The organism is Desulfovibrio sp. JY, assembly GCA_021730285.1.
In the GTDB taxonomy this organism is placed as follows: Bacteria; Desulfobacterota; Desulfovibrionia; order Desulfovibrionales; family Desulfovibrionaceae; genus Solidesulfovibrio.
The window spans coordinates 1,183,566-1,210,323 of the sequence record CP082962.1 but is presented as its reverse complement, the minus strand read 5'-3'; the positions used below and the strand labels follow the sequence as shown (position 1 = coordinate 1,210,323).

Annotated in this window: 20 protein-coding genes; 9 read left to right on the top strand and 11 right to left on the bottom strand. The window is 66.2% G+C overall.

Going from position 1 to position 26,758, the window contains the following annotated elements; all coding sequences use genetic code 11:
* Positions 1-123: 123 nt before the first annotated feature.
* Complete coding sequence (gene panC, locus K9F62_05415) at positions 124-990, bottom strand: pantoate--beta-alanine ligase (protein UJX42123.1); 867 nt, start codon at positions 988-990, stop codon at positions 124-126.
* A 138-nt stretch (positions 991-1,128) separates the two neighbouring features.
* Here panC and K9F62_05410 point away from each other — a divergent pair, with 138 nt between their 5' ends.
* From K9F62_05410 to K9F62_05390, 5 genes are all read left to right on the top strand, one after another.
* Positions 1,129-2,352: a hypothetical protein gene (locus tag K9F62_05410; GenBank protein ID UJX42122.1), complete on the top strand. Its 1,224-nt coding sequence runs from the start codon at positions 1,129-1,131 to the stop codon at positions 2,350-2,352.
* 248 nt (positions 2,353-2,600) lie between these two features.
* Positions 2,601-3,815 carry a radical SAM protein gene (locus K9F62_05405; protein ID UJX42121.1) on the top strand — a complete coding sequence of 405 codons (1,215 nt, stop codon included), beginning with the start codon at positions 2,601-2,603 and terminating at the stop codon, positions 3,813-3,815.
* Positions 3,815-4,909 carry a glycosyltransferase gene (locus K9F62_05400; protein UJX42120.1) on the top strand — a complete coding sequence of 365 codons (1,095 nt, stop codon included), beginning with the start codon at positions 3,815-3,817 and terminating at the stop codon, positions 4,907-4,909. Before K9F62_05405 ends, K9F62_05400 begins: the two co-directional genes overlap by 1 nt.
* A gap of 64 nt (positions 4,910-4,973) precedes the next feature.
* Positions 4,974-5,402, top strand: a complete 429-nt coding sequence (locus tag K9F62_05395) for a hypothetical protein (GenBank protein ID UJX42119.1) — start codon at positions 4,974-4,976, stop codon at positions 5,400-5,402.
* A 22-nt stretch (positions 5,403-5,424) separates the two neighbouring features.
* A complete protein-coding gene (locus tag K9F62_05390) occupies positions 5,425-6,582 on the top strand; it encodes a glycosyltransferase (protein UJX42118.1) in 1,158 nt (385 codons plus the stop codon).
* Between the two features lie 175 nt (positions 6,583-6,757).
* Here the strand turns inward: K9F62_05390 and K9F62_05385 are convergent, their stop codons facing one another.
* The 9 genes from K9F62_05385 to K9F62_05345 all read right to left on the bottom strand — a co-directional run bounded on the left by K9F62_05385 (position 6,758) and on the right by K9F62_05345 (position 18,500).
* Positions 6,758-7,951, bottom strand: a complete 1,194-nt coding sequence (locus K9F62_05385; GenBank protein ID UJX42117.1) for an arabinose transporter — start codon at positions 7,949-7,951, stop codon at positions 6,758-6,760.
* A gap of 271 nt (positions 7,952-8,222) precedes the next feature.
* A complete protein-coding gene (locus K9F62_05380) occupies positions 8,223-8,588 on the bottom strand; it encodes a hypothetical protein (protein ID UJX42116.1) in 366 nt (121 codons plus the stop codon).
* A 380-nt stretch (positions 8,589-8,968) separates the two neighbouring features.
* A complete protein-coding gene (locus K9F62_05375) occupies positions 8,969-10,432 on the bottom strand; it encodes an oligosaccharide flippase family protein (GenBank protein UJX42115.1) in 1,464 nt (487 codons plus the stop codon).
* Between the two features lie 54 nt (positions 10,433-10,486).
* The gene (locus K9F62_05370) at positions 10,487-12,322 is read right to left on the bottom strand and encodes a radical SAM protein (GenBank protein UJX42114.1); all 1,836 of its coding nucleotides are present in this window, start codon (positions 12,320-12,322) and stop codon (positions 10,487-10,489) included.
* Positions 12,323-12,621: 299 nt separating this feature from the next.
* Positions 12,622-13,605, bottom strand: coding sequence for an ABC transporter permease (locus K9F62_05365; protein ID UJX42113.1), 984 nt, complete (start codon positions 13,603-13,605; stop codon positions 12,622-12,624).
* A complete protein-coding gene (locus K9F62_05360; GenBank protein UJX42112.1) occupies positions 13,602-14,645 on the bottom strand; it encodes an ABC transporter permease in 1,044 nt (347 codons plus the stop codon). The genes K9F62_05365 and K9F62_05360 overlap by 4 nt, the downstream gene beginning before the upstream one ends.
* A complete protein-coding gene (locus K9F62_05355) occupies positions 14,642-16,141 on the bottom strand; it encodes an ATP-binding cassette domain-containing protein (GenBank protein UJX42111.1) in 1,500 nt (499 codons plus the stop codon). Before K9F62_05355 ends, K9F62_05360 begins: the two co-directional genes overlap by 4 nt.
* Before the next feature lie 26 nt (positions 16,142-16,167).
* On the bottom strand, positions 16,168-17,349 hold the full coding sequence (locus K9F62_05350; GenBank protein UJX42110.1) for a BMP family ABC transporter substrate-binding protein: 1,182 nt from the start codon (positions 17,347-17,349) through the stop codon (positions 16,168-16,170).
* Positions 17,350-17,435: 86 nt separating this feature from the next.
* Positions 17,436-18,500, bottom strand: a complete 1,065-nt coding sequence (locus K9F62_05345; GenBank protein UJX42109.1) for a hypothetical protein — start codon at positions 18,498-18,500, stop codon at positions 17,436-17,438.
* Between the two features lie 170 nt (positions 18,501-18,670).
* Here K9F62_05345 and cynS point away from each other — a divergent pair, with 170 nt between their 5' ends.
* The 4 genes from cynS to K9F62_05325 all read left to right on the top strand — a co-directional run bounded on the left by cynS (position 18,671) and on the right by K9F62_05325 (position 24,430).
* A complete protein-coding gene (cynS, locus tag K9F62_05340; GenBank protein ID UJX42108.1) occupies positions 18,671-19,120 on the top strand; it encodes a cyanase in 450 nt (149 codons plus the stop codon).
* A gap of 141 nt (positions 19,121-19,261) precedes the next feature.
* The gene (locus K9F62_05335) at positions 19,262-19,879 is read left to right on the top strand and encodes a histidine phosphatase family protein (GenBank protein UJX42107.1); all 618 of its coding nucleotides are present in this window, start codon (positions 19,262-19,264) and stop codon (positions 19,877-19,879) included.
* A gap of 115 nt (positions 19,880-19,994) precedes the next feature.
* Positions 19,995-21,188, top strand: coding sequence for an efflux RND transporter periplasmic adaptor subunit (locus K9F62_05330; protein UJX43138.1), 1,194 nt, complete (start codon positions 19,995-19,997; stop codon positions 21,186-21,188).
* Positions 21,185-24,430: an efflux RND transporter permease subunit gene (locus K9F62_05325; protein ID UJX42106.1), complete on the top strand. Its 3,246-nt coding sequence runs from the start codon at positions 21,185-21,187 to the stop codon at positions 24,428-24,430. Before K9F62_05330 ends, K9F62_05325 begins: the two co-directional genes overlap by 4 nt.
* A 54-nt stretch (positions 24,431-24,484) precedes the next feature.
* Here K9F62_05325 and K9F62_05320 read toward each other — a convergent pair whose 3' ends face one another.
* Positions 24,485-26,389, bottom strand: coding sequence for an MCP four helix bundle domain-containing protein (locus K9F62_05320; protein ID UJX43137.1), 1,905 nt, complete (start codon positions 26,387-26,389; stop codon positions 24,485-24,487).
* Positions 26,390-26,758: the final 369 nt, after the last annotated feature.

Below are 26,758 nucleotides of genomic sequence, written 5' to 3'. Positions count from 1 at the left end.
ATATAGCTTGGCTGAAAAAAAAGCGCAAGCGGCATTGTCGCGACATTGCCGTGGCGCTGGCGCGGCATTGGCGGGGCGGACCCACACGGCACGAGGAACGAACCATGCGCAATGCCAGGATATTCAGGACTGCGGGGCAACGGCGGCATCGAGCAGCCGGTTGTCGATCAGCCGGGCCCGGGAAAAGCGCACCGCCGTGGCGAGCAGTCCGGGACCGTCCAGGCGGGCAAGCGGCGACACCCGGTCGGGGTGCACGCACTCCAGGTACTCCGCCGTTCCCGAAGGCATATGGGAAGCCCAATATTCCCGCACCTTGCCGGTGATGGCCGCCGTGTCACGTTCGCCGGCGGCGGCCAGGTCCGCGGCCAGGGCGAGGCCTTTATGGATGTATGGGGCCTCGGCGCGTTCGGCCGGGGTCAGGTAGACGTTGCGCGAGGAGCGCGCCAGACCGTCGGCTTCGCGCACGATGGGCGCGCCGACGATGGTGACCGGAAAGCCCAGGTCCGCCGTCATGCGCCGGATGATGGCCAGCTGCTGCCAGTCCTTTTGGCCGAAGAAGGCGAAGGTCGGGAAGGCGAGCAGGAACAGCTTGGATACGACGGTGCACACGCCACGGAAGTGGATCGGCCGCGAGGCCCCGCACAGATGGCGGGCCAGTTCCGGCACTTCCACCCAGGTGGCCGCCTCGGAGGCGTACATGGCCTCGGGCCTGGGCGTAAAGAGCACATCCGCGCCGGCCGCCTCGGCCACGGCCGCATCGTGCTCCAGGTCCCGGGGGTAGGCGTCCAGGTCCTCGCCAGGGCCGAACTGGGTCGGATTGACGAAGACGCTGACCACGACCTTGTCGGCTTTTTCCCTGGCCAGCCGGATGAGGCTTTCATGGCCGGCGTGCAGATAGCCCATGGTGGGCACGAGCCCCGTGGCCACGTCCCGGCGCAGCCAGTCCCGGCAGCGCGCGCGCAAGATTTCCGGATCGGAGACGATATCCAAGACGCACCTCCCTATACGGTTGTGCGGGCTCTAATCCAAGGTCGGGGGCATGTAAAGCCGGCCATGACATTCGCCCCTCTTGGGGGTAGGGGACCGTAGTGAGGGGCACGCGCCCCATTTCATCCCAAGGAGAGAACCATGACCTGTCGTCGCGTCCTGTATGTTGCGGCGGCGGCGGTGTTCTGCCTGACGGCAGGGCTCGTTTTCGCCGCCCGAACCTCCGCCGATGCGCGGACGGAAACGCCCCCGACGCTTTCCGCCAAGAAACTGTTGCCGTCGAAGATTCTTTCCGGCCCCAATTACACCATTGACGACAAGGTGAAAAACGACGGCTACATGAATGTCTATACCGTGCATACGAAAAAGGGCGACCTGCGGGTGGAATCCACGTCGTTGCTCTATACCCGGTTGCACGAATTGCAGGCCGCGGCGGCCATGGACGACGTCAACAAAGGCGCGGAGATCGGCAAGTCCCTCGGCATGTCCGGCGTCAACGCGGTCAAGGGCGTCTTCAACCTGATCACCAAACCCGGCGAAACGCTTTCCGGCGTGGGCAAAAACTTCACACGGGCGGAGGCTTCCAGCAAGGAGAAGCGGCCCACCGACGACAAGGGCACCGTGGGCGAGCTGCTCGGCTACAACAAAGCCATGCGCGACTGCGCCAAGACGTACGGCGTCGATCCCTATTCCCGCAATCCCATTTTGCACGAAAGCCTCAAGCGTCTGGCCGGGGCTCAGTTTTTCGGGTCGTTTACGGGTTCGGCCGCCATCCCCGGCGGCGCGGCCCTGACCATGCTGGGCAATACCGGTGCGCCCCAAAGCGCGGTGGACGTGAGCATCCCGCCCCAGGACCTCTTTACCGCCAACCGGGAACGGCTCAAGGCCATGGGCGCGACTTCCGACACGGCCAACCTGTTCGTGGAAAATCCCCATTTCACGCCCATCGAGCAGACGCGGCTGGTGCTGGCCCTGGACAAGATGACCGGCGTCGGCGACCGCAACCTCTTTATCAACCAGTGCATCCTGACCGACAACGACGATCTGGCCTGGTTCCGCACCCGCATGGCCGAGCTTTACGCCAACATCAACGCCACGGCCGACAAGCTCGACCATTTCGTCCGGGCCGGCAAGTTTCTCGCCGCCGTCACCAAGAACGGCGGCCTGCTGGTGGCCTATCCCCTGGACTATCTGGCCTGGACTCCCAGCGTTGCCGGCATATCCCGGGAGTTCGGGAATACGGCCGCCGCCCTCAAGGTGAAAAGCCGGAAAATCATCGTCACCGGCGAGGTCAGCCCCTTGGCCGCGCAGAACCTCAAGGCCGCCGGCTGGAGCGTCGACCAGCTGCGCGCGGGTTTGCGTTAGGCAGGAGAGAAGCCGGGGGGAAACCTTTCTTGCAGAAAGGTTCTCCCCCCGGACCCCCTTTCCAAAGACTCTTACCGATAACGGCTTGTCACCGTTAAAAGTTTTGGGGAGGGGAGAGCGCGAGAGGGGGACCCTTTTTCCCCAAAAGGGTCCCCCTCTCGCATCGCCTTCGCCTTCCTCCCCCGAGGGTTGAACCGGACGCCTTTTCAGCGTAAGCGGACATTCGCCGTCAAGGCATTGGAGGCTTCATGAGCAAACGCAGCAGCGTCGCGCTTGACACCATCATCAAACAGGCCATCAAGGTCGGCCGCTATCCCTGGATGGCCGGTCGTCTGGCGGCCGTGGAAAAAGAGAAAATTTTCTTTTCGGCGCTCAATCCCCACGCCGAAACCGGCCATGCCCGCAGCATCCGGCAGCTTTCCATCCGCATCACCGACATGTGCAACCTGCGCTGCCATACCTGCGGCCAGTGGGGCGACCACGGTTTCCTGCACGGCCAGAATCTCAAGGACCTCAAAAAGCAGGAAGTCACGCCCGAGCGCTATCTGGCGTTGCTGGAGGACCTGGCCAGAAACGGCCACCATCCTTCGGTCTACCTCTGGGGCGGCGAGCCGACCATGTATAAGGGATGGCTGGAGATCGTCGAACGGGCCACGGAACTCAAGATGCCCACCTCCATCGTCACCAACGCCACCAAGCTGGTGCCCGCCGCCGACCGGCTGGCCGCGGCCCCGCTTTTCCTGCTCCAGGTCTCCATCGACGGCCACGACGCCGAGACCCACAACGCCGCGCGCCCCTCGGCTTCGGGCGGCGACAATTACAAGGTCATTCAGGAAGCCCTGGCCGCCGTCAAGGAGGCCAAGAAGGCCCACAAGACCAAGCTGCCCCTGGTGGCCGCGCTGTGCACCATCTCGAGCGCCAACGTGAACCATCTGGTCGACATCTACGAGGCCTACAAGGACCGGGTCGATATCTTCGTCTACTACCTGTCCTGGTGGATCGACGAGAAGAGCGCCAAGGCCCACGACGAGGATTTCGCCCGCCGTTTCGGGTTCACGCCCAAGTTGCATTGGGGCTGGGTCGGCGATTGGACCATCAAGGACCACGAGACCCTCGACAAGCAGCTCGCCGAGGTCAAACGCCGCTCCAAGGGACTCGGCAAGCCCGCCGTCAACATCATCCCCAACATCACGGGCCTGGCCAACCTCAAGGAATATTACAGCAACCACGAGTCCACCTTCGGGTACAACCAGTGCATCTCCATCTACCAGGCGGTGGAGCTCGATTCCAACGGCGACATGTCCCCCTGCCGCGACTACCACGACTATATCGTCGGCAACGTGCGCGAGCATACCATCACCGAGTTGTGGAACAGCGAGGCCTACCGCCGCTTTCGGGCCAGCCTGCACACCGAGGGCCTCATGCCGTCGTGCACGCGCTGTTGCGGGCTGATGGGGTATTGATGGCCGAGCCGTTGCATCCGGCCCGCGTTGTCTTCCTGCTGCAGGACCTCTTTTTCGGCGGCACCCAGCGGCAGGCTCTGGAGCTGGCCTCACGCCTCGATCGCGACCGTTTCGCCCCGGAGTTCTGGATGCTGGCCGACGGCCGGGACTTCGCGCCCCAGGCCGCCCGGGCCGGCATTCCGCTCACCTGGCTTTCCGCCTCGCCCAAGGTGACGGCCGCCTCGCTTCGCGCGCTGTGGAAAAAGCTCAAGACCGACCGTCCCGACGTGCTGGTGCCGTTGACCGCCGTGCCCAACATCTGGGGCCGGGTGTTCGGCCGCCTGCAACGGCTTCCCGCCGTGGTCGGCACCTGCCGGGGCGGCGGGGCCATCAAGCGCCAGCACGAACTCTGGCTGAAAAATTGCGTCGCCCACCACATCGTCAACGCCGCGCCGCTTAAGGACGCGCTCGTGCGCCTGGGCCGGCCCGAGAGCAAGGTCACCTGCATCCCCAACGGGGTGGACACGGCGTATTTCGTCCCGCCGCCCGAGGAGTTGCGCCCGGTGCGCGAGGTGGTGCTGTGTCCGGCGCGCTACTGCGAGGACAAGGACCACGAAACGCTGCTTGCGGCCTTCGAACGCACGGTGGCCGAGCGGCCGAGGGCCGAGTTGTGGCTGGTCGGCGACGGGCCGCTGCGCACCCGGGTGCGCACGCTTGCCGCCCGCAGCCCGGTGCGCGGGGCCATCCGCACCTATCCCGCCGCGCCCGATCCCAGGCCGTTTTTCCAGCAGGCTTCGGTGGTCGTGCTTTCCTCGGTGCGCGAGGGCTTGCCAAACGTGATCCTGGAGGCCATGAGCATGGGCATACCGGTCGCGGCCACGGCGGTCGGCGGCATCCCGGACGCGGTCGAGCCCGAACGCACCGGGCTGCTCTGTCCGCCGCGCAATCCCGAGGCACTCGGCGCGAACATGGCCCGGCTGCTCGCCGACGAGGACCTGCGCCGCCAGTATGGGGAAAACGCCAGGGCGCGGGTGCTGGAACAATTCTCCATGGAAACGATGGTCCGCCGCCACGAAGCCGTGTTAACGCAGGTGTTGGCGCAAGCGGCCGGGTAGGCGCGTCCCCCTGGACTTCCCCCGATGGGGCCGGGGCTCATGCCGGCCGCCGGAGGCATCCCCTATGAAGACTTTTCTGCTGTCGTTGCTGGTCCTCGCCGCCCTGTGCGGCACGGCCATGGCCCGGGAAGTGAACGTGAACGGCCTGTGGCGCGGCAGCCTCTACGGCTCGGATTTGCAGGCCCGCGTGGAGCAGGACGGGCACCACGTCAAGGCCGAGGTGGTGGTCCACGCCATGACCGGCGAAACCAACGTCTACCATGTGGTGGGCGCGATTTTCAACGGCCATATGTACATGGTCCACGGCAGCGGGCACGTGTTCGAGGGCGACGCCAAGGGCAACGCCATTTGCGGCGTGCTGACCACCAAGGGCGGCAGCAAGCTGAAGCTCGAAGCTACCCGGGTGCCGCTCAAACCCGGCGGCAAATCTCCGGCCGCCGCCGGCTCTTCCGCTTCCGGGCCCGCGACCAAGGCGTCGCACCGGCCGGGATGACGCGTATTTTCCAGGAGGCTTCGTGACGGCGTTTGCGTTTACGGTCATGGCCGTGCAGCTTGTCGTGCTGACGGCCCTCTACCTGCTTGGCCGCCGCCATGTGCGCGGCGGCGACGGCCCCGAACCCATGCCCGAGACCTGTCCCCGGCTGGCGGTCATCGTGCCGGTCACCGGCGACCATCCGGGCATGCGCGAGGCCGTCGCCTCGCTGCTGGACCAGGATTATCCCGATTTCACGGCCATCTTCGTCACGGCCACGGCCGATGATCCAGCCGCGTCCCTGGTGGCCGGTGTGGCCGGGGCCGATCCCCGCGTCCTTATGGTCGTGGCCGGCCCGGCCACCCGTTGCGGCCAGAAAAACCACAACATCCTGGCCGGCATCCGGGCGGCGGCAACCGCCGAGCTTTTCGTCTTCTGCGATTCGAGCCACGTGGCCGATCGCCACTTTTTCACCAATCTGGCCGCGCCGATCATTCGGGGCGACGCGCCCATGACCAGCGGCTTCCACAAGATCGTGCCCGGAGACGGCAAAACCGCCACCATCGGCATGGCCACCACCTGCATGGCCCTGCACCTGCTCCAGCCCATCCGGGCCATCACCCAGCCCTGGGGCGGAGCCATGGCCATCTCGCGCCAAGCCTTCGACCGCTTCGGGCTGCGCGAGCTGTGGGGCAAAAACATCGTGGACGATTTCTCCATGGGGCCGCATCTGCACCGCTTCGGCGTGGCCGCCTGGCCCGTGGCCGCCGCCTGCCTGGAGACGCCCATGGCCGGGGTGCCGCTTTCGCATTGGGACGACTGGCTCACGCGCCAACTCCTTTACCTCAAGTTCTGCATCCCGCCGGGCTGGCTGGTGTCGATCCTGGCGGTCTTCGTGCTGTCCGCGCCGCCTGTGTTCGCGGCGCTCCTTCTCATCGGCTGGTGCTTCGGCTGGACCAGCCCACTGGTTGGCTGGGGTGCGCTGGTCTACACCGCCGATTTTCTCGGGCTGGGGCTGGCCTACCGCAGCCTCTGTCCGCGCCCGATCGGCATCCTCCCTTGGCTGCGGGGCTACGTGGCCACATTTCTGATGCTGGCCTGGTGCTTCGGCCGCACCTTCGTCACGGGCTCCATGTCCTGGCGGGGCATCAGCTACAAGGTGGGCTGGGGCGGCGTGGTCAAGGAAATCCGCCGAGGGTAGGAGAAGAGCTGGAAGAGACGGGGGAAACTTTGTCTTACGAAAAGTTTCCCCCGAACCCCCTTCAAAAGACTTTTAACGGGATACGTTGTTATCGTTAAAAGTTTTTGGGGAGGGAGAGCGCGAGAGGGGGACCCTTTTTTCAAAAAGGGTCCCCCTCTCGCATCTTTTCCTTCCCTTACTTCTGCCGGAGCAACGGCACGGTTATGGCCAGGCCGCAGAGCGCGGCCGCCGTGCCGATGAGAAACACCGAGCGGTAGCCGTAGAGTCCGGCCACGGTTCCGGTGACGGGGCCGGTCAGGGCGTAGGCGATGTCCTGGAAGGCGGCGAACGCGCCCAGGGCCGTGCCCCGGCTTTCGGACGGCGTGCGTTTGACCGTTTCCACGCCCAGCGCCGGGAAGATCATCGAACAGCCGAATCCCGTCAGGGCCGCGCCGGTCATGGCCAGTCCCATATGCGAAGCGGTGGCGAGCACGGCCTGGCCGGCGATTTCGATGACGAAGAAGGCCAGGGCCACACGTGCGCCGCCGAATTTGTCGGGCAGTTCCCCGCAAAGGATCCGGGCGCAGATGAATGCCACTCCGAACGCCGAAAGGGTCAGGCCCGTTCCGGACCAGCCTTCGGCGACGAAATACAGCGACACGAAGGCCCCGATGCCGGCGAAGCCCACGCCTTGGAGGCCAAGGGCCAGGCCGGGACGCCAGATGATGCCCACAACCCGGCGGAAGGACACGGAGGCGCCCGTCTTGTTGGGCGGGCTTTTGGGCACGCCAATCAGGGCCGCGAAGGCGAGAAGCGGCAATATGGTCACGACCACGGCCACGGCCAGGAACCCATGGGCGGCGTCCAGGGCCAGCCCGGCCGGCGCGCCGGCGGCCAACGCGCCGTACATGGCCATGCCGACCCAGGACATGACCCGGCCCGATCGGGCGGGACCGGCAAGGCCTATGGCCCAGGCCAGCCCGCCGGTGAGGAGCAGGGATTCCCCTACGCCGAGCAAGAGTCGGCCGAGCATGAGCACGGCCAGTTTGCCCGCCGGTCCGGTCGGCAGCCAGGCGGCGGCGAGATAGGTGAATCCGGCCAGGGAGCAGGCGACCAGCCCACGACGCAAGGCCACGTCGCCGCCCTGGTTGTCGGCGATGCCCCCGGCGAATTTGCGGGTCGAGACCGTGGCGAAAAACTGGATGCCCACGGCCAGGCCCACGATCCAGTCGGGATAGCCCAAGACCTGGCTCACGAACAACGGGATCACGGGCAGGGGCATGCCCACGGTGAGGTAGCAGGAAAAAACCGCCAGGCATAAAAGAATGACGGGGAGACCGCCGCATTCGGATTGCGGTGGGGAAGAACAGCGTTTGGCGAGGGATTGCATCAGGTACGCCTTCTCCAGCGGGCATGGGAACGAAACACGGAGAAGACGCAACCCAACACGCCCTCTCCGCCAGTCCGCAATGTTTGCGGACGGGGACAGGTCGCGTTGGTTGACGTAAACGCTTACGCCGGAACTCAATTTCCGGTGGGCGGAGAATGAGAGGTTGCCGGCGGAAAGTCAAGGGGAGGGCGATGCCGCGTGGGAATACGCCTTTTCGGCAAAGGCCGTCCGCATGGTCGCGGGCGGCCTTTTTCTTACGTCGGGCGGCCGGTTATTCCTGATTGCGGTAGCCCCAGGCCGGAGCCTGATCCGGCGGGCTGTTGCGGTGCTTTTTCTTCTTGTGCTTGGACTGCTTCTTTTGCTGGCCGGGCGGCATATCCCCGTTCGAGTCGTAGTTTTTCCCGGGACCGACATAAGAGGATTTTCCCTTGGGCGAGGCCTGGTTGCCCTTCTGCCCGGCGTATGAGGGAGGGCCGTAGGGCGGCGTCTGGTCGCCCTTGTGGCCGGAATACGACGGCGGCCCGTAGGATGGGGCTTGTCCTTGCTGTCCCTGTCCCTTTTTGGCCAGGGCCGGGACGGCGCACAGGGCCGTGGCCAGAAACAGGCTCGTCAGAAGCGGGGTCAGACGGATGCGCATAAGCGGCTCCCTCCGTGGTGCGGTGGTTTTTGGGGTGGCTTCAAGCAAGATCGAGACCAGCCCACGTCCCTGGGAATCTGCCGCAACGCGTGGCGAAATGCGGCAAAGGGGATTTCACCTTCTACGCCATTTCCACGGAATCAGAAAACTACTTTCACCGTATGATGGAAATTTGACGATTTTTCGGAAGGTGTCGTCCAGGCCTTGTTTCCCCGGTCCCTTCCCAACGACTTTTCCCGGTTGCAGCGTGCTATCGCGGACTCAGCCGTAACCATTGAAAGTTTTTTGGAGGGAAGAGCGCGAGAGGGGGACCTTTTTTTCAAAAAAGGTCCCCCTCTCGCATCATCTCATCTCATCTCTTCCCCTCTTTTCCTCTTCCCCTACGCCAGTCCGGCCTGGGCCTTTTGGGCGGCCAGCTCCTTTTTCCACTGCATGACGAGGAAGATGAAGGGCACTAGGGCCAGGCCTTCGGAGATTTCCCGTATGCCGAGGGGCATGGCGGCGAAATAGAGCCCCGCGCCCGCGGCGCAGGCCGCGGCGATGCGCCACATGGATTTGACGTCGATGATGCGCATGGTCGCCTGGCAATAGCTCGTGGTGGTCACGGCCACCACCGCCTTGGTGAGAAGCATGGCCAGACAGGTGCCGAGGAGCGGATCGGCCGGGATGAGGGTGGCGCACAGGGTGAGGTTCACGGCCAGGCCGCCGATATAGATGAAAAGGAGCAGGCGCTGCTTGCCCTGGCTCATCATCAGGTAGGCCGAGAGGTTGTGCACGAAGCCGCAGATGATGGTGCCGGCCAGCCATTTCTGCATCCACATGGCGTCGTGGTAGGCCCCGCCGTAGACCAGTCCGATGAGGCGGTCGGATTCGATGAAGAGCACGAACATCACGGGTATCGAGATGCCGATGAGCCAGCGCACGGAATTATTGGCCAGCCGCTTGAACTCGCTCCGATCATTTTTCCACAGGCGCACGAACAGCGGGTAAAGGATGCTGCGCAAAAGGAGATTGGAGACCAGAATCGAGACGCCGTCCACCAGCTCCCAGGTGACGCTGTACTGGGCCACCTTGGTCGGACCGCCGTTGCTTTGCAGGAAATAGAGATTGGCCTTGTTGTAGAGGATGGCGGCCAGGGCCATGAGCACGAACACGCTGCCGTGCTTGGCCGTGGCCCAGGTGCGGGCCAGGGATTTGCGCTTGAGGGTGAGTCCGGCGAAATCGGTCTTTTTGAGGGCCATCCAGACGCCGCCGGACAGGTTGGACACGTTCTCGATGACCTTGAAGAGCGCGATCCAGTGGGGTGCCGCGCCGAGGGTCAGAAGCCCTATGGCGTAGCCGTAGCCGATGACCCCGGAAATGACCTTGATGCGGCCTTCCAGGTCCTGCCGGCCTTCCACGCGGATGGCCACGAAAAAGGAGCTGGCCACGGCCTCGAGCCCCACACCGGCCGAAATGACCATGACCAGGTTTTTCAGTCCCGGCGTGTAGCCCTGCCAGAAGACGAATCCCACCACCCCGAGCCAGCCCGCGACGAGCAGCAGGCTTTTGAGCAGCGTGTACTGGGCCAGGATGTCGCCCTTGTGGCTGTATTTCTTGCTGAGGGACGCCACCAGGGGCTGGTTGAGGCCGAATTCGCCGAGAAACAGGATGATGGAGGCCAGGCCGAAGGCCACCATGAATTCGCCGTAATCGCTGGTGGAGAGCCGGGCCAGGTAGATCAGGAAAAAGGTGTGCAGCGCGTCGTGAATCCACTGCGCTCCGGCGAGATGCGCGAATTTGTTGAAAATACCGTAGGACGGACGGGTGACCTTTGGGGGCGATGGGGGCGAGTCTTGGGGCATTGGGGGGTTCCCCCTCCCGGCCGCCGGGGGCCGGGAGGGAAGGCGGGAAGATGGCTAACGAGCCTTGGATTTTTTCTTGGTGGCCTTGCCGGCCTTTTTGGCGGTCTTGTCGGCGGCCTTGGTTGCTTTGTCGGCGGCTTTGCCCTTGGCCGGCTTGGCTCCCTTGGCGGGTGCGGCCGGCGCGGCTTTGGCGGCCGGTTTCGGAGCCGGTTCGGCGGCCTTGGCCGGCGTGGGCTCGGGCGCCTTGGCAGGTTCGGGCTCTTTCGCCGGTGTGGCCGCAGCCTTGGGTTCGGCTTCCTTGACCGGTTCGGGGACTGGTTTGGCTTCCGGGGCCTTGGCCGGCACTGGCGCGGGCGTGACCACGGCCGGCGGAATTTCGACCTTGATGGCCGGCTCGCTCATGGTTCTGGCGGCCGGGACGGTTTCCTGGCGCGGCGCGGGCACGGGCGTCGGCTCGGGTTCCTTGGCCGGCGCGGGAGCCGGTTCGGGTGCCTTGACGGGTTCCGGTGCCGGTTCGGGCTTGGCTTCCGGGGTGGGCTCCGGGGTCGGTTCCGGTTTGGGCTCGGGCTCTTTCACGGGCTCGGGCGCTGGTTCCGGCTCCTTGACCTGTTCAGGGGCCGGCTCGGGTTCCGGCGTCGACTCGGGCTGGGGGGCCGGCTTGCCGCCGCCGCAGCAACCGCCGCGCGGGGCGCACTGGATGAAGGCGCCGAATTTTTCCAGCTCGTCCACCCGGCAGCTCCAGACCATCTTGCCGTCGTGGAAGATCGAGTCCGGGCAGCCGTCGCACATGTCCTGGCGGCCGTCGTCGAGCAGGTCGCAGGGCTGGATGACCATGATCGACTGGATATTGAGCGGCTTGCTCCACATCCTGGGCCGGGTGAGCAGCTTGCAGAAAATCTTGCGCAGGCTCTTGTTGAACGGCGTGAGCAGGGCCAGCTTTTGCACCCAGCGCATCCAGCACGGCCGCGAATAGGCCAGGTAGGTGCCGAAGAAAAGGTGGTGGAAAATCTGGGTCCATTCGGCGAACTTGGCATCGAGGTAGCCCAGGATCTCGTTCTTGTCGCCGACGCGAAGCGTGAGCAACCACTTCATGGACAGCGGATTCTCGGTACCGTTCAGGTAAGCGCAGGGCTCGTGGTCGGGGTAGGCTAGGCGGATGGCGTCGGCGATCTCCTGGGAGGAGAGGTCCTGGTGTTCTTCCTGGTTGTCGAGCTGGTAGACGAGGTTGCCGACGTCCACGGGACGTCCGTTGGCGAACACGTCGAAATTGTTTTTCTTTCGCGCCGAGCGGAACAGGATGAACACCATCGTCTGGATGATGTCGATATGCTCGTGGGCGAACCGCGTGAGCATGGGGATTTCGGAGAGCGTGTCGCGGTAGATGGTGGCGTTAAACGAGCAGGCGATCTTGCCTTCCCCGTGCTCGTGGATCATGTTGGCGAGTTTGAGGCGCAGCTCGCACAGATCCTTTTCGCTGGCCCCTTTCCAGCCGGGACGGCGCTGGTGCGAGTCCACATGCATGGTGAAGCCGATGAGGCCGGCCGCGGCCAGTTCGCGCACGAGTTCCGGGGTGAGCGCCTGGCCGTTGGAATTGATGATGGGCTTCCAGCCCTTGGAGGCAACGTAACGGACCAGCGGAACGATGTCGGGATAGATGAGGGGTTCGCCGCCGGCGATGGAGATGCCGTCGGTGTGCCGCAGCTTCTTGACTTCCTCCAACTCCCGGATGACGTCGGCCAGGGGTCTGTGCCCGTCGGGGTCGTTTTCGCGGTAACAACCCTCGCAGTACAGATTGCACTTGGTGGTCGGCTCGAGCCAGGTGATGGCGTTGTCGGCAAGGTTCCAGGGCAGGCGATAATATGATCCCGGGGTAAGCGGTCGTTTTCTCATGGCGCTCCGGTCCGTTGGCAAAGATTTGGCGGCTTGCGCCGCAAACTCGGGTTGCGTTATCGCAAATGGGGCGTGGTGGCAACCAACGTCGCATGGCAAAAGGGTTGGATAGCTTTGAGATGTGCGAGAGGGGAAACCCTTTAAAAAGGGTTCTCCCCTCTCGCGCTCTCCCCTTCCTAAACTTTTTAACGGTTACGGATTGTATTGCGAATAACCAACCGTCATCGTTAAGAGTCTTTGGAAAGGGGGTCCGGGGGGAGAACCTTTCTGCAAGAAAGGTTTCCCCCCGGTTTCCCCTCCTAAAATCCCCTGTCCAACGCCCCGACGATGGCCCCGGGCGCACCGCCGGCGCTGCGCGGCATGAGCCGGCCGAGGATGGGCACGCGGCGGGCGGCTTCGCGAAACGCGGCCGAGCGGCGCAGGTTGACCACCAGCAGGGTGATGATCATGACCGGGAAGGGCGCGATCTGGAAAAGCGTGCCCGAAAGCCCGGGCAGCGCGTCCTGCAGCGCGATGCCGGCCACCTGGATGGCGGCGAAAAAGAGCGCCCCAAGCGCCACCCGGGCCGGTTTCCAGCCGCCGAAGATGACGATGGCCAGCGCGATCCAGCCCGCGCCCTCGCAGCCCTGCGGATGACCCCAGCCGGGCTTGACGGCCAGGGAATAAAAGCCGCCGGCGCATCCGGCCATGGCCCCGCCGGCCAGACAGCACCAAAACCGCACCCTGGCCACGGAAAATCCCCGCGCCTTGACCGCCTCGGGCGATTCGCCGACCGCCCGCACAAGCAGTCCCGTCTTGGTGCGCATGAGGAAAAACCAGACCCCGGCCACGGCCAGCAGGCTTAAAAGCACCACCGGGCTCTGGTGGAACACGCCCTTGCCGAGAAACGGCAGGTCGGCCAGCCCCGGGATGTGGAGGACGCCAAGATCCGGCCCCGGCCGGCGTGCCTGGGCATGGCCGAGGAAGTAGGCCAGTTCGCGGCAAAAAAGCGTCAGCACGAACCCGACGGCCAGCTCCGAAACCCGAAGCGCCTGGCCGAAGAGAACCAGCACCGCGGCCACCGCCGCCCCGGCTCCGGCCCCGGCCAAAAGCCCCAACCAGGGGTTGCCGGTCACCCGGGCCACGGTGAAGGCGGCCATGGCGGAAAAAAGGAGCGTGCCGTCGAGCGACAGGTTGATGACTCCGGCGCGCTCGGCCACGGTCTCGCCGAGCGAAGCCACGATCAGCGGCGCGGCGGCGAAAAGCACCGAGGCGAAAAGCGCCTCCATATAGCCGAAACTCACGGCTTCCTCCGCGATGCGGCCGGCCAGAGCCCCCTGGCTGCGAAAAGGGTCAGCACCAGCACGCCCTGGATGACGCCGGCCAACGAGGAGTCCAGGGACAGGGTCAGGGGCAGCTGGATGGAGCCCACGGCCAGGGCGGCGAAAAAAAGGCAGGCCAGGGGCACGGCCGGCAGGCTGCCAGAGGCCAAAAGAACGGCCAGGATGGCCGTGTAGCCGTAGTTGCCGGAAACGGAAGGGATAAGCCGGTGGTAGAGCCCGGCGATGAGCACTCCGCCGGCCAGGCCGGCCAAGGCGCCGCCGATGCCCATGGCCGTGAGTATCCGGATCTTGGGCGCAAGGCCGAGTCGTTCGGCGGCCAGGGAGTTCTGGCGCACGGCGGACAGGGTCAGGCCGAAAAAGGTGCGCGTGAGGAGCCAGACCACGCCGGCAAAGGCCAAAACGGCGAGAATGGGGCCGACAAGGCTCATGGGCCGGCCGCCGAGGGCCGGCAGCCACAGGGCGGGGTCGAGGGGGGCCGTGCCGCTTAAGGACGCCATGCCCGGCCGCTTCCAGGGCCCGAGGATCAGCCACAGCGACACGCCCATGGCCACGAAATTGAGCCCCAGGCCGGAAAAGATCTCGTGCACCCGGCCGTGGGTGCGCAGTACGCCGGATAAAAGCGCCCAGGCCGCGCCGCCGGCCATGGCCGCCAGGAGCGACAGGGTGACGGCCAGCCCCGGCGGCAGGGGCCCGGCGGGAGAAACGGCGCGCAGGAACCACAGACAGCCGAGGGCCCCCATGGTGATCTGGCCCTCCACGCCGATGTTCCAGAGATTGGCGGCGAAGGTGACGCAAAGGGCCGCGCCGCACAAGAGCAGCGGGGCGAACGAGGACAGGGTGCGCAGCCAGGCCGCTTCGGAGCCGAACCCGCCCTGGGCCATGACGGCCAGGGTCTCGAGTGGCGGCGCGCCCGAGGCAGCCACGATGGCGAGGGTCGCGGCCAGGGCCAGACCGACGGCAAAGGCGGCCCGGGCCAGGGCGCGGGGAGCGGCGCGCATCATGATGCCGCCTCCGCAGAGGCCCGGCCGGTCATGAGGTCGCCGACGAGCCCGGCCTGCAACGCTTCGGCCGGCAGGTCGGCCACGATGGTCCGGTTGTAAAAGACGAGGGCCCGGCCGGCATGGGCCAGCAGTTCGTCGAGGTCCTCGGAGAAAAAGAGCACGGCGGCGCCCGCAGCCGCGCGCTCCCGGAAATGGTCCCAGATCTGGGCGATGGAGGCCGCGTCCAGGCCGCGCGTGGGGTTGTCGGCCAAAAGGAGTTTGGTGTCGTCCGGAATGAGCGAGAGCAGCAGGCGCTGCTGGTTGCCGCCGGAAAGCGAGGCGGCCGGGGCGTTCGGCGTGTCGGTCAGGCGGAAGCGCCCCACGCAGCGCTCGGCGAAGATCGTGGCCGCCTGCCGGCGCTTGTCGGGAAAGGCCAGCCGCACGTGGTCCAGAAGCGACAGGCCCGGAAAAAGCCCTTCCTCCATGCGCGAGGCGGGCAGGTGGTGGACGCCGGCGGCCAGGAACCGCCGGGCCGGTTTGCCGGCCAGGGCGTTGCCGTCAATTTCCAGCGCGCCGGCCACAATCGGGGCGATGCCGGCCAGCCCGCGCAAAAAGGCCTCCTGGCCGCCGCCGGCGATGCCGGCCAGCCCGACGATCTCCCCGGGCATAACGGTCAGGGTGCAGGGCGCAAGCACGGTCTTCTCGTCGGCGATGACGGCCTTGCGCAGCCGCAGCAGGGGCGGCGTCGCGTCCGTGGCCACGGGCCGGGGCGCGGGCGGGACCGGGCTGTCCAGGATATCGCAGAGCACTTCGCCCTGGCCGGCGAACATGGCCGAAAGGATCGCCGGGCCGTCAAGCGGCGCGTCGAAGGCGCCGGCCAGTTTGCCCTGGCGCAGGACGTAGACCTTGTCGCAAAGCTCTTTGGCCTCGGCCAGCTTGTGGGTGACCAGGGCCACGATGCGTTCGCCGTCGGCCACGAAGGCCCGCAGCACGCCGAAAAGCGCTTCCTTCTGGGCCGGGGAGATGCCCGTGGTCGGCTCGTCGAGGATTAAAAGGCGCACGTCGCGGTCCATGAGCCGGGCCAGCTCCAGATGCTGGCGCTGGGCCACGGACAGGTCGGCGGCGGCGGCGTCGGGCGGGAGGTCGAAGCCCATGCGGGCGCAGACCGCGCGCAGACGCTGCCTGGCCTCGGTCCGGGAGCGGACCTCGCCGCCGCTTATGGCGAAGTTTTCCCAGACCTTAAGCGGCGGGAAGTCGAGGGGGTCCTGGGACAGCATGCCGATGCCCAGGCGCGAGGCCGCTTCGGGCGAGAGCTTCGCGTATTCCCGGCCGTCGATGCGGATGGTCCCGGCATCCGGGGCGTAGGTCCCGCACAAGACGCGCATGAGCGTCGACTTGCCGGCTCCGTTTTCGCCGAGGATGCCGTGGATACGGCCCGGGGCGAGCGCTGCCGTCACGCCGTCGTTGGCGGCGAGCGCCCCGAACCGTTTGACGATGCCGGAAAGGACGATTTCCATGCGGCGTGCTCCGGGAACCCCGCCCCCTATTTGGAGGCGCTGGCCCCTTCCATGCCGCGCAGAAGCTGGGGACAGAACCACAGTTCCTTGTCCGTGGCCGTGTGGCCGGCCGGCACGAACACCGAGCCGTCCTGGTATTCCAGCGGTCCGGCGTAGAGGTTCGCCTTGCCCGAGCCGAGGTCCGCGACAAAGGCGTCCAGGGCCTTTTTGGCCTCGGCGGACAGCCCCTTGCCGGGCATGAAGCCGACCGGGCTCTTGTCCGGGTCGTTTAAGGCGGCGAAGTCCGGGGACAGCCAGGTGAAGGCGGGCTTGTAGGTCCCGTCGGCAACGGCCTTGGCGATGGTCAGAAACGGGGGGCCCCAGTTGAAGTAGGGAACGCCCAGACAGGCTTCGGGCGCGCCCTGGCAGGCGTCCTTGTAGTCGTAGGGCAGGGCGTGGACGTCGGCTCCGGCGTTGCGTCGGGCGGCGGCCACGGTCAGGGCTTCCGGGGTGTCGATGCCGGAGATGATGACGTCGAAGCCCTGGTCGAAAAAGGAGCCGGCCAGCTGGTTGGGGTCGGCGGTCACGCCTGGGATGTTGAACCAGAAGCCGATCCAGGACACCTTGAAGGTGAGGTCCTCGGGCTTTTGGCCGCGCACGTCGACCCAGGCATGGCGCGCGCCGAGGTAGGCGGCGTCGGCCAGGCGGCGGGTCTCGTCGTTAATGAGCGGTCCCAGGAAGCCGATCTTGCCGGTCTTGGTGGTCATGGCCGCGGAAAAGCCGGCCATCATCTTGGCGTATTCCATCTTCGAAAAGAGGTTGCCCAGGTTCTTCGGGGCCTTGCCGGTCAGCACGTCGTCGCCGGAAACGTGGACGAAGGTCAGTTCCGGGTGCTGGCTGGCGGCCTCGCGGATGCCGTCCTTCATGTCGTCGGAGCCGGCGAGGATGAGGGTGGCCCCTTTGGCGGCCAGATCGTCCACCACCTGGGGGATGGTGACCCCGGGCCGGTCGGCGGGATTGAGCTTGTCGAGGTAGAGCATCTTCGAGCCGGGCAGGTGGGCCTCGACGTACTTGCCGCCCTCGTATTGGGCCTGGCTGTAGCCTTTGTCGTTGTAGGGGCCGACAAGCAGCAGACCGAAGGTCAGCGGTTTGCCGGCGGCGAACGTCATGGCGGCGGTTGCGCACAAAAGGGCGAAAGCCGCCGCAAGGATCAGCGAAACACGGCGCATGATGGGGCCTCCTTCAGGCTTGATGGGAATGCGGGTTCGGACAGTGTAAAAAAAGCGGGGGCGATGCGCCAGGGGCAAGAGGCGGTTTACGACCGTCCCGGCAGGCGTCCCTCGCGTAAAAACGCTTCAACCAGGGCAAAGACCGCGTCGTTGCCGTAAAATTTCCCGTTGGCGATGCGCCGGCGCATGCCCGGGAGGTCTTTTTCGAAATCCGGCAGCAGATCGGACGTGAGCCGGTCCATGGAGGCGGCCCGGCCGTAGCCCAGGCGTTCCAGGTAGATGGCGTTTAACTGCTGCTCGAAGGCGCCGGGCACCGGAAACGACAGCACCGGCTTGCCGAAATAGAGCGCCTCGCTCATGAGGTTGTGGCTGCCGCCGCAGACCACGTAGGCGCACGAGGCCAGATCGTCGAGAAAGCCTTCCTCGGAGTAGTTCCGGAAGGTCAGGTTTCCTTCCACCTTGTCCATGCGGTAGCCGTAGACGCGAAATTCCCGGTCGATGCCGCGCAGATACGGCGCGAAGGCGTCGCGGATGCCGCAGCTCTGGTAGACCAGGATGTGCGAACCATGGCTCGGCGTGCGTTCGACCACCGAGCGCCGCAGGATGGGTGGGGCGACCACGGCCCTGGCCCCGGGCTTGGTCGGGGGCTGGTAAAAGGAGATGGAGAGGTAGTCGCTGGCGGCGGAAAAAAGGAAGCGGATGGAGGCCAGGATGCCCCAATAGTCGGGCAAAAGTTTCGCCGGCACGTCGTGGCGGCAGCAGGAGATGACGTGCTGGTGGTCCAGGGACAGGCAGGGGATGCCGGCCCGCTTCGCCGCGATGGGCACGAAATATTCGTAGTCGGAGATGGCCGCGTCCGGGCGGAAGTCCCGGATCATGCCGGCCAGGCGGGCGAGCTCCGCCTTGCGCCGCCAAAGGGTGCGGCCGGCGAGCTTCAGGGTCGCCGGGGTGTCCAGGCGCTGGTTTTTGTAGCGGGTGCCGGGGTTTTCGAAGCGTTCCACCGGGAATTCCCGCGACAGCAGTTGCGCGCCCTCTTCGCTGGAGACGAAAAGGAACTCGTGGCCGAGCGTCGCCAGATGGCGGGCCAGGATGAGCGCGCGGATGGCGTGGCCGTGCTGGGAGCCGTGCACGCCGTAGAGAATGCGGGCCATGGTGGAAAGAAGCCTCCCGGATCGTGGCGGCCGGGCCGCCCGTGGGGGGACAAGTAAAGGCCGGCGCGCCCGGCGTCAATGGCCGGCGGGCCCTCGGGATGCGGGCTGCGGCCTTGTCCGAAGCGCGGCCAAGGCGTAAACTGATGACAAATTTGGCAAAGGAGGCGGCCATGTCCATGACGCGAAAGGAAGCGACGGAAGCCATCCTGGCGGCGAAAAAGGAAAAAGGGCTCACCTGGGCCAAGATCGCCGCGGCCGTCGGCGGCGACAAGGTCTGGGCCACCTCGGCCCTGCTCGGCCAGAACAGCCTGAACGCCGAGGAGGCGCAAAAGGCCGCGACGGTCCTCGGGCTCGGGCCGGATGTGGCGGCCGCCCTGCAGGAATGCCCGATGAAAGGCAGCCTGGACGCGACCGTGCCCGTGGACCCGCTCATCTACCGGTTCCACGAGGTCACGCAGGTCTACGGCACCACGCTCAAGGAGCTCATCCACGAGGAGTTCGGCGACGGCATCATGAGCGCCATCGACTTCGAGCTGTCCGTGGACCGCAAGGCCGACCCCAAGGGCGACCGGGTGGTGGTCACCATGAACGGGAAGTTTCTGCCTTACCGCAAATGGTAGCCTGCCCCGGGCAATGACGGCGCAAAGGGCGGTGGGGCGCGGCTTCGCCGCCTTTTTTTATGGGCAATTCCGGGTTGCGCCGCCCGCGCCTTCACGGCTAGAAAAGAGGCTCCACGCAACGGACAGCCGCCGGGGAGGAACATGGGCACGATCTATCTGATGCGCCACGGGGCCATCATCCAGCAGAAGCCGCGCCGGTTCATCGGCCAGACCGACTTTCCCCTGACCGAGGCGGGCCGGGAGCAGGCGAAGCTGTGGCGCGAGCCGCTGGCCGGGGTGGCATTCGCCGCCGCGGTCAGCTCCGACCTGTCCCGGTGTCTCGAAACCGCCGCCTTGGTGCTTGATGGCCGGGACATCGCCGTGCGCCCGGAGCCGCGCCTGCGCGAGATCAACCTCGGCAGCTGGGAGGGGCTCACCGTGGAGGCGGTCAGGGAGCGCTTTCCCGGAGCCTACGAACGCCGGGGCAACGACCTGACCGGCTTTTGCCCCGAGGGCGGGGAGAGCTTCGCCGACGTCCAGGGGCGCGCCGTCGCCGCTGTAAGCGAGCTGGCCGCCATACCCGGCAACGTGCTGGTCGTGGCCCACGGCGGCGTCAACCGCACCGTGCTGTGCCACGCCCTGGGGCTCGACCTGACCCACCTGTTCCGCCTGGGCCAGGACTACTGTCGCCTGAACATCCTGGATGTCGCCGGCGACGCATGGCGCGTGGACGCGGTCAATGCCGCGCCCGTGGTTCCCTGGCGCTTTCCCGGCCCCTGATCTTTATTTCCTATCGCGCCTCTGTGAAATGCCGCGCCGCCGCTGCAACGCGGCCTTGCGTCTCTGCACCGGACTGCATTGACAGGAAACGCGAGGCGTGGAATTGCATGAAACCATGCAAAGACGCCTTGTTCCCCTGTTTGCGTTTTTGGCCCTGCTGGTTGCCTGTTCCGGCGATAAACCGCAAAAGACCGTGCCTCCCCGCGAGGTTACGGCCCCTGTCCAGGCGGCCGTGCGCCGTCCCGTGGTGGAGTGCCGGTCGTTTCCGGCCGAGGTGGAGTCGCAAAACAGCGTCACCCTGGCCAGCAAGGTTTCCGGCGCGGTGGAGGCCGTGACTGCCCGCGAGGGCGACATGGTGCGCGCCGGGCAGGTCATCATGCGCATCGACGACAAGGACCTCACCAGCCAGGAGCAGGGACTTGTCGCCTCGCGGGAGCAGGCCTTGCGCGAACGCCAGTCCCTGTCCGCCAAGGCGGCCCTGGCCAGGACGACCATGGAGCGCATGGGCCGGCTGCTCGCCCAGCGCGCCGTCAGCCAGGAGGACTACGACAAAGCCAAGGCCGAATACGACGTCCTGACCCGGCAGGTCGAGGGCTCGGCGGCCCAGGGCGACTCCGTGACCGCCAAGCTCGGCGAACTGGCCGCGCTTCGGACCTACACCCGCATCACCGCGCCCTTCGACGGCATCCTGGCCAAGCGCTACGTGGACCAGGGGGCCTTTGTCACCGCCGGCTCGCCGCTGGCCCTGATCGACCAGTCCGGCGGCGGCTTCGAACTGGCCGCCCAGGTGGACGAGTCGCTGCTTTCCGGCCTGCGTCACGGCCAGACCATTCTGGCCGTGGTGCCGTCCCTGGCCCATGCCCCCTTTGCCGTGACCGTCTCGGCCATCGTCGGCCGGGTGGACCCGGCCAGCCGCACCTTCAAGCTCAAGTGCGCCCTGCCCGACGCCGTGCCCGGGGCCGATGGCCCGCCGCGCGCCGGCATGTTCGGCCGGGTGTTCGTGCCCGCCCGCACCGCCGAAAAATTGCTGGTGCCCGAAACCTGTCTGGCCCATCGCGGCGACCTGCCCACCGTGGCCGTGGTCGGCAAGGATGACATCCTGCATTTCCGGGTGGTCAAGACCGGCGCGAGCTTTCTGGCCGCCAAGTTCGACGGCAAGACCTACCTGACCGACTCGCAGGCCTTCGAGGGCTCGGGCGGGGAATATTTCGCCGACGTCCTAAGCGGGCTTTCCGACGGGGAGCGCGTGGCCTGCGATCCTGGGGCCACCTTGCGCGAGGGCGACCGGCTGGTCGGAGCGGCGAAATGACCGAGCCGGGACACCACGGGCACCATTCGGACTGGCTCACCCGCATCACCGCCGTTTTCGTCGATTCCAAGCTGGCCCCGCTTTTTATCCTGGCCGCCGTGCTGACCGGCGTGCTGGCCGTGTGGGCCACGCCCAGCGAGGAAGAGCCGCAGATCCTCGTGCCCATGATCGACATCCACGTGACCATGCCCGGGGCCACGCCCAAGGAGATCGAAAACCGGGTCGTCACGCCCATGGAGCGCATCCTGTGGGAGGTGCCGGGGGTGGAATACGTCTATTCCACGGCCGGCGCCGGCCAGGCCATGACCACGGTGCGCTTCAAAGTCGGCGAAAATACGGAAAAAAGCCTGGTTGCCGCCTACACCAAGCTCTACCAGCATCTCGACTGGATACCGCCCGGCTGCTCCCGGCCGATTTTAAAACCCCATTCCGTGGACGACGTGCCGGTGCTGACCGTCGCCTTGTGGGGCGGCCCCTACGATGCGCGCCAACTGCGCGTCATGGCGGGCGCGGTCAACGAGGAGGTGCGCCGCATTCCGGGCGTGGCCGAGACCACCGTCACCGGCGGGCGCAAGCGCACGGTCATGGTCGAGCCCGACCCCGACCGTCTGCGGGGGCAGGGCCTGGACATGGTGAGCGTGATCGACGCCATCGGCCTGCAAAACAAGGGGCAGACCATCGGCGACGCCTTCCAGTCCGGCAGGGCGGTCTCCATCCGGCTGGACAACTTTTTTCGCACCCAAAAGGAACTGTCCCGGGCGGTGGTGGCGATCAAGAACGGCCGGCCGGTCTACCTGGCCGACGTGGCCACGATCCGGGACGGCTTCGACGAGCCGGCCGATTACGTGTTTTTCCTGCCGGGGCATGGGCTGGTCAAAGAAGGCGAAGCCACGGGCGCGGCCTATCCGGCCGTGACGCTGTCCGTGGCCAAGCGGGCCGGCGAGAACGCCACCAGGATCGCCGACGAGGCGCTTAAGCGCATAAACGGCCTTCGCGGCTACGTCTTGCCGGCCGATGTCAATCTTACCGTCACCCGCAACTCGGGCGAGACGGCCAAGGCCAAGGTGGACGAGCTGCTGGAGCATCTCATCCTGGCCGCCGTCACGGTCGGGGGCGTGGTGGCGCTTTTCCTGGGGCTTCGAGCCAGCCTTGTGGTCATGGTGGCCGTGCCCGTGACCCTGGCCATTACGCTCGCCACTTACTGGCTCATGGGCTACACGCTCAACCGCGTGACGCTCTTCGCGCTCATTTTCTGCATCGGCATCCTGGTCGACGACCCCATCGTGGACGTGGAAAACATCGTGCGCCACCTGGGGCTTCCGGGCTCACGGGGAAAGAAGCTTTCCGACGTCATCGTCGAGGCGGTCAGCGAAGTGCGCGCGCCGCTGGTCCTCGCCACCTTCACGGTCATCGCCGCCATCGCGCCCATGGCCTACGTGGGCGGGCTCATGGGTCCCTACATGCGGCCCATGCCCGTGGGCGCGTCCGTCGCCATGCTTTTCTCCATGGTGGTGGCCTTTTGCGTCACCCCCTGGACGGCCAAGCGGGTGCTTCGCCCCGAACCCGAGGGGGCCAAGGTCCATGGCGATATTCCGGACGATATCGGAACTCGGGCTTATCTCTGGCTCATGGACCGCCTCCTCAAGCGTCCGGTCTGGCGCTGGGGCTTCCTGGGGCTGGTGGGACTTCTTTTCGTCGGGGCCTGCTCGCTGTTCCCGGCCAAGCGCGTGCTGGTCAAGATGCTGCCCTTTGACAACAAGAGCGAATTTTCCGTGGTGGTGGACATGCCGCGCGGCACGACCCTGGAGGAGACCACGGCCGTGTGCCGGGAGCTGGCCTCCGTGGTGCTCAAGCGTCCGGACGTCACCGGGGCCACGCTCTTTGCCGGCACGGCCGCGCCCATGACCTTCAACGGGCTGATCCGCCACTACTACCTGCGAAGCGGCCAAAACGAGGCCGAACTCGCCGTCAACCTGCTGCCCAAGTCCGAGCGTTCGGTGCAAAGCCATCCCATCGCCAAGGAGGTGCGCCGGGCGCTTTCGCCCATCGCCGCCAAATACGGGGCCAAAATCAAGGTGGTGGAGCTGCCGCCCGGACCGCCCGTCATCCAGACGCTGGTGGCCGAGATCTACGGCCCGACAGACGCGGGCCGGCTGGCCGTGGCCAGGCAAGTCCGCGACATCATGAAAAAGACCCCGGACGTGGTGGACGTGGACTGGTACGTGGACGATCCCCGGCCCGAGCGCGTCATCCGCGTGGAGCGCGACAAGGCCCAGGCCGCCGGCATCGACCCGGACCGGGCGCTTTCCGACGTCACGGCCTCCATCGCCGGCACCGTGGCCGGGCTCATGCACGACGAGCTGGCCCGGGAGGACGCGCCCATCGTGGTGCGCCTGCCGCTCAAGGACCGGGCCGACGCCCGGGACATGGGCGCCATCGCCGTGCGCGGCGAGGGCGACCGCATGGTGTCGCTGGGGCAGATCGCCTCCATCGCCGAGCACGAGGAGCCGAGCCAGATCTACCACAAGAACCTGCTTCCCGTGATCTACGTCACGGGCGACGTGGCCGGGCGCGAGGAAAGCCCCATCTACGCCATGAACAAGGTCAACGCGACCCTGGAAAAGCTCGGGGAGACGGGCAAGGGGGCCTGGCAGACCGTGTCCAAGGCGGCGCTTCCCATCCTCTGGACGTCCATGCCGGCCCAGACCGCCGACTACAGCATGAAATGGGACGGCGAGTGGCAGATCACCTACGAGGTCTTCCGCGACATGGGCATCGCCTTTGCCGTGGTCATGGTGCTCATCTACATCCTGACCGTGGGCTGGTTCGGCTCCTACACCACGCCGATTGCCATCATGGCCCCCATCCCACTGTCGCTAATAGGCATCATCCCGGCCCATGCCCTGGCCGGGGCCTTTTTCACGGCCACGTCCATGATCGGGTTTATCGCCGGGGCGGGCATCGTTGTGCGCAACTCCATTATCCTTGTGGATTTTATAGAGATGCGCCGAGGGCAGGGGGAGACCCTGGAGCGGGCGGTGGAGGAGGCCGGGGCGGTGCGCTTTCGGCCCATGTTACTCACCGCCATCAGCGTGGTGGGCGGGGCCTTCGTGATCCTGTTCGACCCCATTTTCCAGGGGCTGGCCATATCGCTTATGGCCGGCGAGGTGGCGGCCACCATCTTTTCCCGCATGGTGGTGCCGGTCATGTACTACCTCGACGCCCGGCGCACGGCCCGCTGACGCGCTTTTGTGCGGCGCGCCGGCGGGCCTCGCCTGACGTCGAAGGCGTTGCGGTTAGAAATGTTCGAACAGGGCCTCGTCGGCCATGGCCTCGCCGGCGAGGACGATCGACGCGCCCCGGACCGACGGCTTGGGAGCCGGTTCGCCTCTGCCCGCCGGCAGGCGTTTCCTGTCTTTCCCGCGCGCCAGGCGGTTTTGGGGCGCGGCCTGCCCCGCCAACTGGAAAAAGCCCACCGTGCTGACGAGTTGTTCGGCTTGCGAGGAAAGCTCCTCGGCGGTGGAGGCCAGCTCTTCGGAGGCGGAGGCGTTTTGCTGCACGACCTGGTCGAGTTGTTGCAGCGCCTTGTTGACCTGGGTCGCGCCGAGGCTTTGCTCCTGGGAGGCGGCGGCGATTTCCTGCACCAGGTCGGAGGTCTTGAGGATATCCGGCACGAGCTTTTCCAGGAGCCGGCCGGCCCGTTCGGCCACATCCAGGCTCGAGGCCGACAGGGTGTTGATCTCGGCCGCGGCGGACTGGCTGCGTTCGGCGAGCTTCCTGACCTCGGAGGCCACCACGGCGAATCCCCGGCCGTGATCCCCGGCCCGGGCCGCTTCCACGGCGGCGTTTAGGGCGAGCAGGTCGGTCTGGCGGGCGATTTCCTCGATGATGGAGATCTTGGTGGCGATCTGGCGCATGGCCGCCACGGTGTCGACCATGGCCTGCCCGGATTCCCTGGCGTCCTGTCCGGCCTTGTCGGCAAGGGATTCGGTCTGGCGGGCGTTGTCGGCGTTGCGCATGATGGAACCGCTGATCTGTTCCATGGAGGAGGAGCTTTCCTCCACGGAGGCGGCCTGCTCCGAGGCGCCCTGGGACAGGGATTCGGACGAGGCGCTGAGCTGCTCGGCGCCGGAGGCCATGTTCTCGGCGCCGCTTTGGACCTCGCGCACGATGTCGGTCAGCCGCTCCACCATGTTGCCGAGCGACCGCATGAGCGCGTCGTTTTCGGAACGGATCTTCACCTGGAGGTCCAGGTCGCCGGCGGCCATTTTGCTGGCCAGGTCGGCCACATGGCGTTCGGCCGTGATGAGCCCGGAAAGCGAGCGCAAAAGCACATCGGCCTCGCAACGCGGCGCCACGGTCACCTGCAAGTCGCCCTGGGCCATGCGGGAGACGGCCCCGGTCACCTCGCTTTCGGCCTTGGCCACGTCGCGCAGGGCCTGGCAGACCTGTCCCACCTCGTCGGCGCGTTGGACATCGAGCGTGCTCCCCAGATCACCCCGGGCAAGCCCCTGGGCGAAGTCCACGCAGGCGTTGAGCGGCCTGGAAATGCCCCGGGAGATGCTGACGCCGAGGATTATTCCCAGCAGCACGGCCGCGGCGATGACAATGCCGAGGGTGAGCCGGCTTTCCGCATAGAGGTCGGCCGTTTCCTGGGCATGGTTTTTGGCGTTGGATTCCTTGTTGTGGACAAGTTCGCCCATGAGCGTGTCCATGGCCCGGACCTTGTCCCGGCCGGCCCCCATGGAAAGGGTCACCGAAGCCCGGTCGACCTCGAGCGCCTCTTTCTTGGTGGCGTCCACGATCTGCTCCCACACCGGCACCAGGGCGTCCCAGGTCGCATCGAGCCGCGCCAGCATGGCCTGTCCTTCCTTGGAGACAAACAGCGGACGGGCCACGGCGACCTGTTCCTTGAACTGTTTCTTGTAATGCTCGATGCGTTCGACGAGCTTGGCCCGCTCGTCGCCGGATGTGGACAGGATAAGGTTTTTCGTGGCCCGGTCGGCATACACCAGGTAGACGTTGGCCTGCTTGATGGCCGCGACCCCGAGCAATTCCCGTTGATACATGACTTCGGCCATTTCGCTGATTCGCCACATATTGTGCAGGCCGAGCAGTCCGACCACCGCGACGATTAGGGATATCAGGAAGAAGGAACCGATCAACTTCGTTGCGATTCGCATGTCATGAAACCACCGCATGCTGCTATCCTCCTGGTTGATGGTCGATGCGCGCATGGTCCGCCGCCTGCGCGTCAGCCGGAGAGACATCTTCCGGTACAAGACCTCTGGAGTGTGTGACGCGCGTCTGTCAAGGCTTGCCTGAACGTCGCCCTGTGTCTTTGCCGGTTCGGGAATGTTGCAAAGCGCTACGGCAAGCCCGGGGCCGGCGAAGCGCCGCCGCATCCTCGGCGCTTTCACGGGGGCAATCGCGGCGTCGCGTGCTGGAAACGTCCCGCCCGCCGCGTGCGTTCCATGTAAATGCATTCAATGGCGAAATGATGCCGCTGCAGCTTAATTTCCGCGCCGCGCGGCCAGGTTGGAAGGGGGAGGAAGCGTCGGGCTGGCTTG